Annotated in this window: 16 protein-coding genes and 1 pseudogene; 9 read left to right on the top strand and 8 right to left on the bottom strand. The window is 61.3% G+C overall.

The genetic code is table 11. The annotated features are described in order from the left end of the window. Positions 1-91: 91 nt before the first annotated feature. Complete coding sequence (gene kduD / locus CSC68_RS05290) at positions 92-850, top strand: 2-dehydro-3-deoxy-D-gluconate 5-dehydrogenase KduD (protein ID WP_162202490.1); 759 nt, start codon at positions 92-94, stop codon at positions 848-850. Between the two features lie 168 nt (positions 851-1018). Further along, the gene (locus CSC68_RS05285; RefSeq protein ID WP_162202489.1) at positions 1019-2149 is read left to right on the top strand and encodes a GDSL-type esterase/lipase family protein; all 1131 of its coding nucleotides are present in this window, start codon (positions 1019-1021) and stop codon (positions 2147-2149) included. A gap of 16 nt (positions 2150-2165) precedes the next feature. On the opposite strand, the pseudogene CSC68_RS05280 reads toward CSC68_RS05285, so the two are convergent. Further along, positions 2166-3005, bottom strand: a pseudogene (locus CSC68_RS05280) (PA0069 family radical SAM protein); the annotation flags it as partial. Positions 3006-3268: 263 nt separating this feature from the next. On the opposite strand from CSC68_RS05280, the gene CSC68_RS05275 reads away from it, so the two are divergent. The 5 genes from CSC68_RS05275 to CSC68_RS05255 are packed head-to-tail and all read left to right on the top strand — an operon-like array spanning position 3269 to position 6385. Further along, a complete protein-coding gene (locus tag CSC68_RS05275) occupies positions 3269-3550 on the top strand; it encodes a hypothetical protein (RefSeq protein ID WP_162202488.1) in 282 nt (93 codons plus the stop codon). Continuing rightward, on the top strand, positions 3519-3905 hold the full coding sequence (locus tag CSC68_RS05270; protein WP_211365688.1) for a helix-turn-helix domain-containing protein: 387 nt from the start codon (positions 3519-3521) through the stop codon (positions 3903-3905). The genes CSC68_RS05275 and CSC68_RS05270 overlap by 32 nt, the downstream gene beginning before the upstream one ends. Before the next feature lie 3 nt (positions 3906-3908). Then, a complete protein-coding gene (locus tag CSC68_RS05265; RefSeq protein WP_162202487.1) occupies positions 3909-4913 on the top strand; it encodes an ImmA/IrrE family metallo-endopeptidase in 1005 nt (334 codons plus the stop codon). Beyond that, positions 4910-5545 (top strand): C1 family peptidase, encoded by a 636-nt coding sequence (locus CSC68_RS16150; RefSeq protein WP_425501205.1) that lies wholly within the window; start codon positions 4910-4912, stop codon positions 5543-5545. Before CSC68_RS05265 ends, CSC68_RS16150 begins: the two co-directional genes overlap by 4 nt. Positions 5546-5548: 3 nt before the next feature. Next, complete coding sequence (locus CSC68_RS05255; protein WP_162202485.1) at positions 5549-6385, top strand: thymidylate synthase family protein; 837 nt, start codon at positions 5549-5551, stop codon at positions 6383-6385. 664 nt (positions 6386-7049) lie between these two features. Here the strand turns inward: CSC68_RS05255 and CSC68_RS05250 are convergent. After that, a complete protein-coding gene (locus CSC68_RS05250; protein WP_162202484.1) occupies positions 7050-8252 on the bottom strand; it encodes a nucleoside triphosphate pyrophosphohydrolase family protein in 1203 nt (400 codons plus the stop codon). Between the two features lie 32 nt (positions 8253-8284). Next, a complete protein-coding gene (locus CSC68_RS05245; protein WP_162202483.1) occupies positions 8285-8548 on the bottom strand; it encodes a DUF4031 domain-containing protein in 264 nt (87 codons plus the stop codon). A 41-nt stretch (positions 8549-8589) separates the two neighbouring features. On the opposite strand from CSC68_RS05245, the gene CSC68_RS16145 reads away from it, so the two are divergent. Continuing rightward, on the top strand, positions 8590-8958 hold the full coding sequence (locus CSC68_RS16145; protein ID WP_162202482.1) for a helix-turn-helix domain-containing protein: 369 nt from the start codon (positions 8590-8592) through the stop codon (positions 8956-8958). A gap of 201 nt (positions 8959-9159) precedes the next feature. On the opposite strand, the gene CSC68_RS05235 is transcribed toward CSC68_RS16145, so the two are convergent. From CSC68_RS05235 to CSC68_RS05220, 4 genes are all read right to left on the bottom strand, one after another. Then, positions 9160-9741: an HAD family hydrolase gene (locus CSC68_RS05235; protein WP_281353807.1), complete on the bottom strand. Its 582-nt coding sequence runs from the start codon at positions 9739-9741 to the stop codon at positions 9160-9162. 367 nt (positions 9742-10108) lie between these two features. Beyond that, positions 10109-10576, bottom strand: a complete 468-nt coding sequence (locus tag CSC68_RS05230) for an antitoxin Xre/MbcA/ParS toxin-binding domain-containing protein (protein ID WP_162202480.1) — start codon at positions 10574-10576, stop codon at positions 10109-10111. A gap of 254 nt (positions 10577-10830) precedes the next feature. After that, positions 10831-11751: an SOS response-associated peptidase family protein gene (locus tag CSC68_RS05225; protein WP_162202479.1), complete on the bottom strand. Its 921-nt coding sequence runs from the start codon at positions 11749-11751 to the stop codon at positions 10831-10833. 422 nt (positions 11752-12173) lie between these two features. Then, entirely contained in the window at positions 12174-12431 is a 258-nt protein-coding gene (locus tag CSC68_RS05220) for a helix-turn-helix domain-containing protein (RefSeq protein WP_162202478.1), read from the bottom strand. Between the two features lie 115 nt (positions 12432-12546). Here CSC68_RS05220 and CSC68_RS05215 point away from each other — a divergent pair, with 115 nt between their 5' ends. Beyond that, entirely contained in the window at positions 12547-12975 is a 429-nt protein-coding gene (locus CSC68_RS05215) for a hypothetical protein (protein WP_162202477.1), read from the top strand. A 479-nt stretch (positions 12976-13454) separates the two neighbouring features. Here CSC68_RS05215 and CSC68_RS05210 read toward each other — a convergent pair whose 3' ends face one another. Next, complete coding sequence (locus CSC68_RS05210; protein WP_162202476.1) at positions 13455-15485, bottom strand: integrase; 2031 nt, start codon at positions 15483-15485, stop codon at positions 13455-13457.

Below are 15485 nucleotides of genomic sequence, written 5' to 3'. Positions count from 1 at the left end.
CGCCGGCGCAGCTCCCGATGCGCCGGGACACCCCCCGGCTTCCCATGCATCCGGCGGCCATGACGCCGCCGGCCAGAACCGAGGACCGCTCATGGCAAACAACCCGTTCAGTCTGGAAGGCAAGGTCGCGCTGGTCACCGGCGCCAACACCGGCCTGGGCCAGGGCATCGCGCTGGCGCTGGCCGAAGCCGGCGCCGACATCGCCGCCGCCGGCATCGTCGCGGCCGAGGAAACCGGCGAGAAGGTGCGTGCGCTGGGCCGCCGCTTCCTCAACCTGGAAGCCAACCTGATCTCGATCGAGCCGGTCGCGCGCCTGGTCGAGGAAACCGTCGCCGGCCTCGGCGGCCTGGACATCCTGGTCAACAACGCCGGCCTGATCCGCCGCGCCGACGCGGTGGACTTCAGCGAGAAGGACTGGGACGACGTCATGAACGTCAACATCAAGTCCGCGTTCTTCATGTCGCAGGCCGCAGGCCGACGCTTCATCGCCCAGGGCAGCGGCAAGATCATCAACATCGCCTCGATGCTGTCGTTCCAGGGCGGCATCCGCGTGGCCTCGTACACCGCTTCCAAGAGCGGCATCGCCGGCATCACCCGGCTGCTGGCCAACGAGTGGGCGGGCAAGGGCATCAACATCAACGCCATCGCCCCGGGCTACATGGCCACCGACAACACCGCGCAGCTGCGCGCCGACGAGGAGCGCAGCAAGGCGATCCTCGACCGCATCCCGGCCGGCCGCTGGGGCGTGCCGGCGGACCTGGGCGGCACGGCGGTGTTCCTGGCCAGCCGCGCCTCGGACTACGTCAACGGCGCGGTGATCCCGGGCGACGGCGGCTGGCTGGCGCGCTGAAGCCGGTGCGGACGGCCGCCGCCGTCCGCCTTCGCCCTGGCTTTGGAAGGGACCTGGCCGCGGTCGTGTGGGCGCCGCCTGGCGAGAGGCGACGTCCACCCTCTCTCTCCGCGGCCGGGCCAGGTCCCGATGCCAGGCACCGACTGCCTGGCATCCCTGGGAGGCCCCATGAGCATCCTGCCCCGCATTGCCACCCTGCTCCTGCTGGCCGTGCCGCTGCTGGCGGGCGCGGCGCCCCCGCCGCGGCGGGTGTTCATCGCCGCCGGTTCCACCGCCGCCGGGTACGGCCCCGCGCGCGCGCCGCGCAACGGCTGGGGCCAGCACCTGCAGGGTTTCCTGGACCCGGGTGCGTTCGAGGTGCGCAACCACGCCATCGGCGGGCGCAGCTCGCGCAGCTTCATCGCCGAAGGCCGGCTGGATGCCATCGCCCGCGAGCTGCGCCGCGGCGACGTGCTGCTGGTGCAGTTCGGGCACAACGACGCCAAGCAGGAAGACCCCGGCCGCTACACCGAACCGCGCGAGGAATACCCGCGCTGGCTCATGCGCTACGTGGAGCTGGCGCGCACGCGCGGTGCCACGCCGGTACTGATCACCCCGGTGACCCGGCGGATCTGGAGCTTCGGCTCGCTGCTGGACACCCACGCCCGCTACACCGATGCCATGCGCGAGCTGGCCCGGCGCGAGCAGGTGGCGCTGGTCGACCTCAACGCCAGCAGCCGCGACTGGGTCCGCGCGCTCGGCGAGGAAGCCTCGCGCGCCTATTACGAGCACGTGCCGGAACGCGGCATCGCCGACGACACCCACTTTTCGGCGGCCGGCGCGACGATGGTCGCGTGCCTGGTGGTGCGCGACTGGAAGACGCTGGATCCGGCGCTGGAACGGCACGTGGTGCGCGACACTGACTGCGGCGCCCCGGCCACCGCGCGGCAGGATGCAGCCGCCCAGCCGCGTCCTTCGCAGGTGGTGAACGAGGCGGCGCTGGCCCGCGCCCAGCCCGGTCCGCACGGCGGCGCCGGCAGCACCACCGCCTATCCGCTGTTCGCCGATGCCGACGGCCTCTCCTTCGTGATGCGCAAGCGCGTGCTGCACAAGGGCGCCGGCATCGGCCTGCACCAGCACCACAAGGACGAGATCTACTACGTGCTCGCCGGCCGTGGCCGCTACGTGCTGGACGGCAAGGTGCACGACGTGGGTCCGGGCGACGCCATGCTGACCAGGCCCGGCAGCACCCATGCGATCGAACAGGCGGGGGAGGACGACCTGGTGATCCTGCTGGCCTACCCGGTCACCAGGCCATGACCGCACGCGCGCCGCTTCAGAACAGCTCCCCCTGCGGCGAGGGCGGCCGTGGCGGCTGGAAGCCGCTGCAGTCCAGCGGGCGCTGGCGCGCGGTGGCGTAGCCGAAACGCCGCCAGGCCAGGGCGAAACGCTGCTCCAGCAGGTCGGCGTAGCGGCCCTGCCCGCGCATGCGCGTGCCAAAGCCCGGGTCGTAGTCGCGCCCACCACGCATCTGCTGCACCGTGCTCATCACGTGCTCCGCGCGGTCCGGCACGTGCGCCTGCAGCCAGTCGCGGAACAGCGGCGCGACCTCGTGGGGCAGGCGCAACAGCACGTAGCCGGCACTGCTGGCGCCGGCCTCACGCGCCGCTTCCAGTACCCGTTCCAGCTCGTGGTCGTTCACCCAGGGAATCGCCGGCGCGAACATCACCCCGACCGGTACGCCGGCCTCGTGCAGGTTCCGCATCGCCCGCAGGCGCGCATGCGGGGCCGCGGCACGTGGCTCCAGCCTGGCGCTGAGGTGCGGATCGAGCGTGGTCACCGAGAAGTGCACGTGCACCAGCTCCTGCTTCGCGGCCTCCCGCAGCAGGTCCAGGTCGCGCTCGATGAGCGCGTTCTTGGTGATCAGGGTGAAGGGATGCCGGCACTCCACCAGCACTTCCATCAGCCGCCGGGTCAGCTGCAGCTTCCGCTCCAGCGGCTGGTAGGCGTCCGTGTTGATGCCCAGGGCGATCGGACTGGGTCGGTAGCCGGGGCGCACCAGCTCCCTGCGCAGAAGGTCCGGGGCATTGGTCTTGGCGAAGATCTTCGTCTCGAAGTCCAGGCCCGGGGACAGGTTGAGGTAGGCGTGCGAGGGCCGGGCGAAGCAGTACGAACACCAGCAATATATGACACCGGAACTTTTCTGTTCATGGATGCCGCTGCGGGGTTTGTAATGCTGCCAGAGGTCACTATGGGGCAAGACCGCAACCATGAGAAGGGCCTCACTTGCCGTAAGGGGCTTCAGTTCCTGGAAAGCCCTGAGGGGCGAGCGGCATGGCGCGGCCGGCAAGATCGCCGGCCCCCTAATTTTGCGTCAGCCCCCAGCCGTGGTACGGTTTTAGTACATCCATGTACGATCACGGATCATTGGGAGGCGCCATGGGGGACCAAAAGGCAGAGATAGAGGCTGTTCTTGAGCAGTTCTGGGACGAGATGGCCATAGATGGCGGAGAAGACCCCACTAACACGTCTGGATTGGTAGGCGCGCCACTCGACTCCCTCACCGCTGTCGAGGTCTTGCTTCAGATAGACACCCTCGTGCAGCGAAAGCTTCCAGCAGACCTGCTGATTCAGAAGGGTGGGTACGCTTCCAAAGACGACTTCGTGAAGCACCTAACTTCGGCCGTACTTGGCTACCTTCAAGAGCATCCCGATGACTAGCTCAGATCTGGACAGCGACCGGGTGGAAATGGGCGAACGGCTGCGTTTGGCACGCGAGTACGTGGGCTTGACTCAGGAGGAAGTTGCCGCCGCGCTGGGCGTCTCCAGGCCTGCAGTGACCAAGATGGAAGCCGGCGCCCGCAAGGTCCAGTCTACGGAGCTCAGTGCCTTGGCACGCCTCTATCGGAGGAGCATGGAGTATCTCCTGACCGGGATCGAACCCGCTTCGAGTGCACCGGAGCAGCTCGCGTTCCTCGCTCGCGCGATCAAAGGCTTGTCGGACCGCGACTTGGACGAAGTGGCTCGCTTTGCGGAGTTCCTCAAGCAGGCACCCAGGACCGTCCATAAGGAGTAGGGAATGCTCCCACACATCAAGGATGCTACCGCTCGTGCCTTCGAGGTTTATCGGGAATCGGGAGCCAAGGAGCGGGTGGAGCAGGACGGCTACACACGCGTCGATCCGTTTCTCGTCGCCTTGAATGCGCAGGTGACCGTCCTCCTACGCCCCTTAGAAAAGCTCTTGGGTGCGTTCATCCGCGACGAACGGTCCGGAATCCTGATCAACTCCGAGCGTCCTGCGGGGCTTATTCACATGACTTGCGCCCACGAACTTGGGCACTATTTTATGGGACACAGTTCCACTGGGGATGAGTCACTCGATTACGGCTCAACTGCCAGTAGGCAGGAAATAGAGGCCGACTGGTTCTCGTATCAGTTGATGGTGCCGCGCCGTCTTCTCGCAGCCAACATGCGGCGCAGGCAATGGACGACACATACTGTTAGGCATCCAGTCGTCCTCTATCAGCTCGCTCTCCGGCTCGGCATCAGCTATTCGGCAACCATTTGGTCTTTGGTGAGGCATCAGCTTATTTCACGCACTGATGCGACCTCGTTGCTCCAGGTTCGCCCTGCGGAGATCAAGAAGGACATCCTGGAAAGCCACGACATTGACCTGCATAAGGACGTCTGGCTCATTGAAGAAGGGGATCGCAACTGCGTGCTAGAGCCTCGAATCGGCGATCAGCTGGTTGTTCGCTTGAAGCGTCACGCAAGCGCTGGTTACCTCTGGTCCATCGATGAGTTGGTCTCAGAGGGCTTCCATGTCCGACCTATCGCGGTCTCTCCGGATCCGCACCGCGATGCCGATCCGATTTTTGGAAGCGAAGGGGCGGCAGAGTTCCTTGTTTCGCATGAAGCGCCGAAGGCGGATGTGGCTGCACTCATCGCGATGAAGGAGACACGCCCCTGGGAGAACGAAGAGCCCGCTAGCCGTTTTGAAACCAAAGCGCAGTTTGAGGCGATTTCCCCGGGATTGACCAGCATCGCCAAGCGGAAACTGCTGGAGGGGAGCTTGGACGCGTGACGATCCAGGTGGAAATCGTTCTACCGCAGGCGGAGCTTGCGGCCCGTGACCAAGGGACACGCCCCACGTGTATCGCATTTGCATTGTCGGAAGTGAACCTCGGGACCCTCCGAGAGCTCATTCCGCTGAGTCCCGAGTATGCGTATGTGGGAGCGGCTCACCTCGTAGGCGACTGGAAGCCGGGGGATGGCGTGCCATTGAGTGCCGCGCTTCGCGCCGTGTCGAGGGGACAACCCGTAGAGGATGACTTTCCTTATCAGCCGCATGAACCTGAGCCCCCTGTCCTAGCGCCGCCTAGTACCCTTCCTCTGCATGGCCGGGGTGTCAGCTTGTTACCGGTGAGCACTAGCATCATATGCGACCGTTTGCGCCAACTGGTGCCGGTCGGTGTTGGTCTACGCCTGACAAGAAGCTTCTACTATCCAATCGAAGATGTGGTTGCCTTTGAGCCTGAGCCAGTCGAGCCCCTGGCACTTCATGCAGTTGCCGCAGTTGGCCTTGGCTGGGATGGCAATGAACCACATTTCCTAATCCGGAACAGTTGGGGCGCTCGGTGGGGCAAGAATGGGAGCGCCTGGGTATCGGGTCGCTACCTGGGCGTGCATGCAATCTGCGCTTTCTCGGGGTCTTAAGACATGGCGAAGTTGTTCGAATTTGAGAGGGTTGTACCCGCGTGGCTCGAGGCTACGAAGAGTTTGGCTCTTGAGTCTTCTCGGACCGCACGCAACTACGTGCTCGAGATCAAGTCACCATCCTCCCTCCGACCTGAGGATCGAGCTGTTATCAGTGCCGTTGACAACGTGCTTCGCGCGACAGGAGATGGCATTGGGGTGTACACCGTGGCCGCGACGATATTTCCCCAACGGCTCTACGCACGCCACGGGTGCCCTGCCTTTTACGATAAGTACTTGGCCCTCATGAAGAAGGGGCAGAAGCCACATACCTGGGGAACATATGCCATGCGACTCATGTCGCGCCCGCACCCCAAGAAGGCGGAGTCGATCAATCCCCTGGATACGATCGTTCAGAAGTTCAGGCGGTCTAGGACGGGTACACGGAAGATCACCTCTGCATACGAGCTCGGTGTCCACGAGCCTTCCGATCTTGTAGATGGTGAGGTTGCCGGTGAGGTCGCCGGTGAGGTCGCCGGTGAACTTGCAATCTACGCGCCGTCGAGCGATGGCGGCCTTGACACCAATATTCCCTGCCTGAGCCATCTCACCTTCAAGCTCAATCCGGCACGCGACGCCGTCGATCTAACTGCCATCTATCGGAGCCACTACTACGGCCGCCGAGCACTAGGGAATCTGATCGGCCTCAGCCAACTGCAGTCTTTCGTGGCCGCTGAGTCTGGGTACGCCGTTGGACAATTGACGTGCGTGAGTACATTGGCAAAGCTGGATGTGGAGGCTTTTGGTGGCGTTGGACGCACCAACGCACTGCTCGCGAGCTTAGGGGCGCCCCCTCCCTAAAGCAGGGACGGCTGTTCTGCTGCTGGTGTCGTTCGGTCTGGGAGCGCGTAGATGCTCCGCATTCCTTCCCGGAACTCCCGGACGCCACCGTAACTCGGGTGTCTCACGGTAAGCACCTTCACCCCGAACAGCCGCGCGTATGAGGCCGCATCTTGGCCTATCGCCACGATTCGCCGGATCCTCAGCCAGCTGATGAGCGCGCTGTTAAGGTCGCAGACGGCGTCCAACTCTCTCGTCGTGAACCGGCGATTAGTGAAGGGATTCCCAGGCTCGTGTGGATGGAAGGGGAAGACGTTCCAGAGAAGTGGCGGCGCCTCGACGGCCCGCAGAACTGACCAAACTTCCGCAGCTGTTCGCTCAGCAACCGCAGGCCCGTGCGTGGCTTGGCGCGATTGGCAGCCCGGATAGAGTTGCGCCAGTTCCGGAAGGTGATACTCGTCGGTCAACGCCAGGCCAGTGCGACGCCCGCCGCGGTAGCCAAGGTCGCGTCCCATCCATAGCGTATCCACACCCAACTCAATGGACGCCGCAAGGTACGTTCTCAGGTTCCGTCGACGTGATTCTGCGGCATCCGCGCGATCGTGGACCTCACATACGTCCCGATATGGATTGAAGACGTTTTCCAGCCGTAGCCCGGCCAACGCCTTTACGAATGCTGCAGGATTCATCGGATTGTCGGGTGCGCCTGAAAGGTGAGAGTGTGCTCTTCCATGTCAACCGTAACGACGCCACCACGATGCTGTCGCAGGAGACGGAACACTTCGAAGCCCTTAAGGATAGCGAGTTCCCACTGCCAAAGCTTGCACTTCGCAACTTCGTAGCCCTCGACCATGCTCTGGATCTGCTTCAGCAGGCTGTAGTCCAGCTTCCCTACCTCGACGTTCTCATAGAAGTCGAACCGTCGCGCGTGGTTGAAGATCCAAGTCGCGATGCCTTCTTCAATGATCATTGCCCGCGCGCCGTCTTCGTTTTCGTCGATTCGGCGTTGCGACTTCCTCTTCCTCTTCAGCAATCCTCTGAAGACCGGCGACCATCCGAGGTAGGCCACATAGGCCAAATGGAACACGTCGTGGAAGCGGTAGTCATCTTGCTCATGGCTATTGTCTGTCAGTCGGTCCCCGATGAAGACCCCCTTTAAGCTTTGGACAACGTGATCATCCCGCTCAATAAACTCAATATCAAAGCGCCTCGGGAACTGCTCATGCGCTGGAAATTTCCCCGTAGAGTCAAAGTGTTCGGGGTACTCCAACGTCTCCCCTGGCCAACGGCTACTGATCTTCTCCAAGTTTGATCGCGCGATGTCTTCGGTGCGCAAGGCGAAACAACCACAAGTGACCGCCCACTCAGAGATCAGGACGCCGAAGTGTTCGCGCAGGGCCGGGGGACTCATGGCCTGCAGCTTGGTGAGAGAGATGTTGGCCAGATTGCCAGCGGAATTCGCAAGCACCCCGAGCTGCTGGGTGCGATCAAGGTCCCAGCTTTCCTTATAGATATCGAGCAGCGCGTCGATATGCCTGAATGTGACTGGTAGTGCAGCAGGCCGGTCGTTGTCCCCAAACTTCCTCCGCAGCCGCTTTAGACAATGCTCACCGAGCTCGTCAGCCGAGATTCCCAGGAAGTGGGCAGTGCTCGTCAGATACCACAGAGCGTCACCTAGCTCTTCTGCGGCCGATGCGGTTTGCGGTTCAGACAGCTGGTCCCGGCCGGACTTCTTAACGGCGGCCAAGAGCCCACCGGTTTCGCCAAAGTAGCCAAACCGCAGGTTGTCGAATTCCTCTGGATTACTTTCGAACCTGTTGGTCCGGCGCGCCTTGAGTAGGTACTCTGCAATCGAGAGCGGCTGGGGCTGCGGAAGTGCAGGCGTCATGCACGATCCTCGTTTGACCTGGTGGCTTGAGCTCAGCTCTGCTCTGCGAGGCGATTGCGCTTGCAACAGGCGATCACGGTCGCGCGATCGGCATCAATGGCACCCAAGCGTAAAGCCCGCATGCGGACAGCCATTGTCACGTCATAGTGCGGATATCGCCCGCGATTCTGGAACCAGCGGCGCTGAAGGCCGAGGCGCGCCGCAAACTCGTGAAGCTCGTCTAGCGAATCGGCCACGATGTGGCACCACTCACGCCCTCTCCAGCGAATTGCTTCTGAATCTACGTAGACGGCCATGGCTAGCGCAAGGGCTTTGAATATGCAAATATTTAGCATATATGGCCGATCGCTTCAACTCGCCAGAAGATGCAGCGCTCCTCGGTGCGAGGATGCGCGTTGCTCGGAAGCGCCAGGGGTTTACGTTGAAACACCTGGCTGCGGCGACCAAAGTTGATGCTGGGCAGCTCTCTCGATTTGAGCGCGGACGGATGGCCACTCTGTCTCCGAACGTGCTACGTATTTGCAAATTTTTGCAAATTAATCCCGTTGTGGAGGCGGGAGCCGCAGACCGGACTCGAGCACTACTGGAACACTTGTTGGCGCAACTGCCCGGACGTGAGGCGCCAGTAGAGAGACTTCTATCCGCGATTCAAGAGATCGTACGTGGTGGATCCACATATCCGGGTCCGGGCAACCAGGGCAATTGATGCGGCAACACTCCGAAGTTGGCGGCGACGCTTGGCTCGGTGGGCGTGGGGCGACGTCGTTTACATCCAACAGCACGATGGTCGCCCCGTCGCCAGCATACGAAGGGAACTGAACTTCCTGTGTAGGAGTGTCGTCGCCTTAACCACAGTGCTTCTAGCGGTGCTCGCCGCGTAATCCACGTTGCGGCCCTGAGGGGCTCGCTATCCTCGCACCAATCCTAAGAGCGTGTCGCCTTGTGCGCGCTGAAGGTGCCATGCACGCATGCCGATGCTCGTCGGGCCGACGTAGTCCGCATCAAACGTATCTCCAACGAAGAAGGTCTCGTCTGCTGAGCATCCCAGCGAGTCCAAGGCGTGGAGGTAGATCCTCGGGTCTGGCTTGATCGCCCCAACGGCATAGCTCAGCGAGTATGCGTCCATCTCCGGTAGCAAACATTTGAGTCGCTCGCCGTACGGCAGAGCGAGGTTGGAGCAGATACCTACCTTCCATCCTCGCTCCTTGGCTGATCGAACCGTCGCCCGGGCATCCTCATAGACTGCGATCGAATCCAGCTCGTGCTTAAGATCTGATTGCAGCTCGTCCAAGAGTTGCTCGCGTATGGGGATTCCAAAGAAGGCCGCTGCCCCAGCGAGGTCGAGCGGTGAGGACATGACGTTCGCGGCGTCAGCCGCCTGCGGGCTCCGTCCCATCTCTGCTAAGCACTTCATAAGGCGGCGATACGGAGAGCGTCTGCTTCCGAATCGCACCAGTGTCCCAAACGCATCGAAAATTATGGCCTTCACGAGTGCCGCCCCCCAACGTGGAATTTGAATTGTTAGCCTTGAAGCGGCTCTGACGGATACCTGGATTCCAAGGAATATGCGAAACAGGTGTGCATCTACGTGGCTCAAAGGCGTCCCTGTCTTTTGGCACAAGGGGGCCTCGCGGCGCAGTTTCACCAACAAGTGCACGGATGCCGAAGCATTCTTACGGCTTCGCTCGCAGAAAAGGGCTTAGAAGTTAGGCCGCTGTTACCTGAACAGATGAACGAATTTGAGTGATTTTGGATAAACAGGCTAATTTCACTCAAACTCCCACCTGACGGGGGAACGCATCAATCCAGCTCTGGCAAATGCCCGCTCAACCACCTGAGTTCCCGAGTGCGCTGTCTCAGAGATAGACGCCCTCTTGGGCAGCGCGAAGAACCCTCATGACCATCTCTCTCCCCGTAGGTGTGTCCATAAGCTCATAAGGACGCATCCCGCACAGCGCTGAGACAGGATGTTGAATCCAACTCGCGATCCACTTTGCGGCATCGAATTCCTTTGCGTCCCAAGTCGGATCCCTGCGAACCATCTCCTCAACCAGGTTGATGAGGTCGATGAATCCAACGATGGAATGGCCCACTGCGCCTTGGAAGGGCTGCTGCTGCTGGAGCACCTTGGTGTAGGTGGCTTTCGGGATCCGGGTGATGGACCGGAAGACTGAGGTGCTGAGCGCCGTCTGGGCGATCAGACCTTCTACGACGTCCGCTGGTACGCCATCCCGCTCGATCTGCACGCGTTCGAGAAGACAAGCCCCGCGCAGTCTGTTTCGAAATTCAGAGAACTTCCTCTTGGCTACACGATCATGAGCCACGTGTCCTCCTTAGTGGAACATGCCCAAGTCGTCTGCGTCATCCTCGCCCTGATTGTCTCCTGAGATGACCCGGGCCGCTGAGAGCATGCCGTTGATTCTTGTAGTACGTGGTCTAGCTGTCCAGCGGACACGTCCTCTATGAGACGCTCCACCTCCGTGGCAAAGCCTCCAAGAGCTCTCCCATCCAGCACGCCACGTCCAATTCGCACAATCTAGATTCCAGCCGTACCAGGATATCGATCGCCTCCTGGTCTTCATGCCACCTCCCGATGCTCATAGTAGGGATGCCGCTTGTCGTCCAAAATGGCATACAGCGCCGCCAGGTTGCCGGGATCCGGGTCCAGCCACCCGTCCAGGTGCTCGGGCTTGAGATTGATGATCGTGCGGTCATGGCCCACGGCGGCTACCTCTGGCTCGGGTTCGTCGGTGATGGCCGCGAAGCTGAGCAGCTCAGGTTCTTCCCCCTTCGCGTCAACCCAACGTGCCCACAGGCAGGCCACCAGCATCGGCCCCCCGTCTCGCGGGCTGAACTCAAGAACCCGGTTCCTCCCGTCCGGTCCCTCAACATTCTCGTAGAAGCGGTTAGCCACCATGACCCCGTGGGAGACACCAAACAGGTCGCGCCAGAAGCCTTCCAAGTTGTCTCGCCTGGCGTTATAGGTGCCGGGGAACTTCCGGTCGTACAAGGGCGGCTTGTCCGCGGGTCGGCACTGGTAGCGCATAGGCTTCACCACGCGTTGACCGTCCTCCCAGACCATCACTGGCGCGTACATCCCTGGGAAGATCCGGTCGTCGTCGCTGGACAAGCCTTTCAGGATGTCCAGCCGTCGTCGCGCCGCCTTACCCTTGCTCGTGCCAATGCGCACGTCCTCAAGGGCTTTCTTCGTCTCCTTCACCTGCAGCGACCGCTGGGCATCCGCAACGCGCCGGCGAAGGTCAAACAGCTCGGCCTCGAGCGCCGCAATGTCGGCTTTGTCCTGGGCAACTAGCGCCTCCCGCAGCTCCGGCGGTCCCATCTCCTCCAGCTCTCGGAGCATCGCCCTCGGCGCCTTCGCGCGGGGCCACTTTTTCTCCCCGGGCCAGAAGGTGGCCACGTAGGTCTCCAAGTCCATCACGGCTCCGAACTCTCGCTGGAACCGCTTGAACTCAGCGTAGATCTGGGCGGAGTAGCACATGAGGCTGAGCGTACACCCGGCCCGTCACAAACCGTGAGACCGCATTGGGGAGAATGCCAGCCCATGCTTCCCGACGGCTTAAAACGGGCTCCCCGCTGGGAGCACGCCAAGTTTTCCAACGGCTTGTTCTTGCAGGGCGTACTGGTGGCTTACGTCGAGGAACGAGTCAATGGGACCTGGATGGCCCGCCTCTGGTGCCATTGGCCCATCGAAGCCCCACTTGTGATGCGGGACTGCCGGAGTATGGAATGCGGACGGCACGGCTGCGAGATTTGGGCCGCCCGGCACGAGTCGCGGATCAGGCGAGAAGTCGCTGCCGCGCTGTCTAGGCGGCCGCGCCATCGGGGTGTCTAACGGCATGCTCCAAATCAGGTTCGCCCCCCGGCTGCCTCTATCGACCGCCTCTAGCGCCTGGCGAATGCTCAGGACTTCTGGGGCTCAACCAGGTTGGCCACCATCTGCACGGCCTTGCTTGGCGACATGCCCAGCTGTGTCGTCAGCTCCAGAAACTCGACAACGTCGAGTCTGCGCGCGCCCGCCTCAACCGCGGACAGGCGCTGCTGTGGCCATCCCAAGGCCGCGGCTAACGCTGTCTGGGTGAGGCCCGCTTCCTCGCGCTTGACACGTAGCTGCTGAACCAGTTGCCGGTACGCGACGGAATAGATGGTCTTGCCTGACATGGTCGCACTGATGAAGGGCGACCGGGGAAGCTATGGCACGACTACCGATTACATGAAATTCATGTAGCATCGGGGTGGGCCTCTGCTTGGGCCTACTCGCGGATGAAGGTAACGCATGCCTTTGTACCTCGTTAACCCCGCTGTTGAGATGACACTCGAGTTGCATGTCTCTCTGCGTTTGGAAGAAGCCCTGTCGATTCAGTACGAGCGGATCAAAGATCGGCGAGTACGGGACACTTTCGTCCGGCGCCTGGAACACCAAGTTGAGTCATTGCTCAAGGATTGCCTGGACTGGGACCTCAAAGAGCCCACCGAAGCTCAACTGAACTACGCTAAGTTAGTGGCGGCACAGTGTGGCGTGGCGCTCCCAAGCGAGGCCCTAAAGTACCGTTTCCACGCTGCGATGTTCTTGGAGACATATGCGCCCCAGACGGCCAGGGAACAGCACGTCGATTCGGGCGGAGGCGGCGCCGAACACGCGCGTCGACTTATCTGCAAAAGACTCGGCGAGCCTCCCGACCCGCAGAACTCAGGCACCCAATGAGGACGGGGCGGCGAGATTGGCTCCCACTTCTTGTCGCCTAGCAAGGCTGCGATAATCGCCCCATGCACCTAGTCAAATTGGGGCAGCCATGAGATGCGATGTCGATATAGAACGAAAAGTTCGCGGTGCAATCGGGCGGCTACGCGCTCGTCAGCCAATCCACCCTGCCCTCAAGGCGCGTGCCGAAGCGGGCCGAAAGCTGATCAATGTATCCACCGTCGCGTTGGAAGCTTCGGTAAGCAGGACGCTGATCGGGCACGATGGATGCCCCTATCCTCATCTACGACGAGAAGTTCTTGAGGCTGCATCCGCCGAGACTCGAGGCACTCCCACTAGCAAGCTCTTAGCAGCACTCCGAGCAGAGATCCGCGATCTGCAAGAGCAGCTCGAAATGAAGGATACCTACATCGCTGAGTTGCTATTGGAGAATCAGCGGCTTGGCGGCAGCGACAATGGCGGTTCGCCAAACGTAGTCGACTTCAGGAAGAAGCGCCAGAAGGCACGTCGCCCGTAGGCTCGTGGAGCGAGTCGATAGCTCTGAGGATCGCGCGACTCTGGGCCACGCGCTTCGCTGCGATCGACCGCGATGTCCTGTGTAGGCCATCTTCTTCCTCGGCCTCAACAATCCGCAGGTTCGTGGCCAGACGATCAGTCCAGAACTCTCGGTGCTCGGGAAGGATGATGCAGCAGTTGCAACTCGCGCATACGCTTGGAGATCTGTTCGCGTAGTCTGGCGTAGCAAATCCAGGGGACAACGAAGCGTATTTGTTGCAACGTGAGGCATTCGGCAAGAGATTAATCAGACAGCTTGCATACCGTCCCGTCCAGATTCGAACGTCGTTGACCATGACGTAGGCAATGGCTCGAGCAAGATCGCCGTCACCAGGCATCTCGGATATCTCAGCCATCAGTTGTTCTTTGTGGCGCGTGATGAGTCGCTGCACAGTGCCGGCACCTAGTCGCTTTCCCGTCGCCATCTGGAGAAAGGTCCTTGCGGTCGACTGGATCCGCTCGCTTTCGAGATCATCAAGCAATGAAGCATCGCTTCCTATGTAGCCTTGATCAGTCACGAGCTCGCTTATATGTCTAAAGTGATCTCGAAGCGCGGAAATGAGCGCCGGACTCGTCCTAAACACAGCATGCGCGAACGTCGTCCTCCAGCGCTGCCCACGAATCTCCATGGACATCGCAACTGCTTCTTCTTCCCCATAGCCGGCTTCTAGCAACGCATCGAGCGCAAACTCGCGTTGAACTCGGGTCAGCGTGTCGCTAACGAACCGCCCCACGGCGTTACGGCGTCCGGGAAATGACTTCCGGGTCCTGAAGGTCAGGAGCAGGTGATCGTCACCGGCGAGCGTTCGCCACGGATCTAGTAGATCCGCCAGAACGTTCACGGCCACCACCGGTAATGGCAACTCATCTACGCCAGTTGGACGTAGACCAGCCGTCCACCGATGTGTCTCCGCTTGGCGCTTTGCAGTAATTCCGCGGAGGTAGAAAACCTCCATCAGGCCGTCGGCTGATAGCTCACTCTCGACGCATTGCAATGACCCGTCTTCTCGTCGCACAGCTCTTAGACCGATCAGCTCATGCGCGCGCATTCCAGTGGCGCCTTGTATCAGCGTAATACAAGCGGCAACCATGTCGAGAATGAGACGCCGCGTGCTCTGGAAAGGCGTCAGACGCCACCTTCCTCCGTCAGGAGTCAGTCGATTACGCGCACGAATCTGCTCCATCCACGGGTGCCCGGTGCGCACGTCCTTCTTGAACGTGTAGGCCGTGATCATCTTGGTGATCCGGCTACGCGCAGCTCTCTTGTTGAGACCGCTATCCCGCATTAGCTCGAGCACGAGGCGCTGTATCTCGACGACATCAGCTCCACCTTCAAGAACCCACGAAGCAGCGCGACTCAAGGTGGGGACAGCGATGTGGTCCGGGATCGGCTTGTGTGGTTTTGGCCTCTCGAACTTCAAGTAGTTCGTCACTACTGCAAAGGTACTCATCCCGCTATAGGGAGCTTCGGGAAGTGTCGCAAAACCTGCGTCGCGGAGAGGAATTCGAATAGCGTGGATCTGCGTCAAGCAATGCAACACCTTCAACGCTGATGCGAAAGTCACGCCACGGGGCCGCCCTACGTCTGCGCTCCCTGCCTTGTATTGAGATCGGAAGAACTCGACGAACTCCCAACTTTCCTGCGAGGTAACCTGGCTTATCGAAGTAAGGTTTCGATTCCTCATGAAACGGGCTAGCTCTACCAGTCCGCTGAACGTCGAGTAGAGCGATCCTGGCTTGACGCGAACCGCTGAAGTCGGCTTTGTGAGCGCGAGGCGCAGGAACGCCTGCAGCTCCTCTAGCAGTCTGCGATGCCTCACGTCGCCCAGCCGCTCATCCTTGCTGAGGGTGACATTCCAATCAAGCTCGACGGAGGTCCACTTCTGGCCCGGAGTTGGCTGGTCCACAACCCAAAGCAGCCCTTCTAGAACGGGCTGTATCTGCTTCTTGATGGCCAT

Source organism: Pseudoxanthomonas suwonensis (assembly GCF_010093235.1).
GTDB lineage: Bacteria > Pseudomonadota > Gammaproteobacteria > Xanthomonadales > Xanthomonadaceae > Pseudoxanthomonas > Pseudoxanthomonas suwonensis.
Note: the sequence above shows the minus strand (reverse complement) of the source record. Positions and strands in the feature narration are given on the sequence as shown.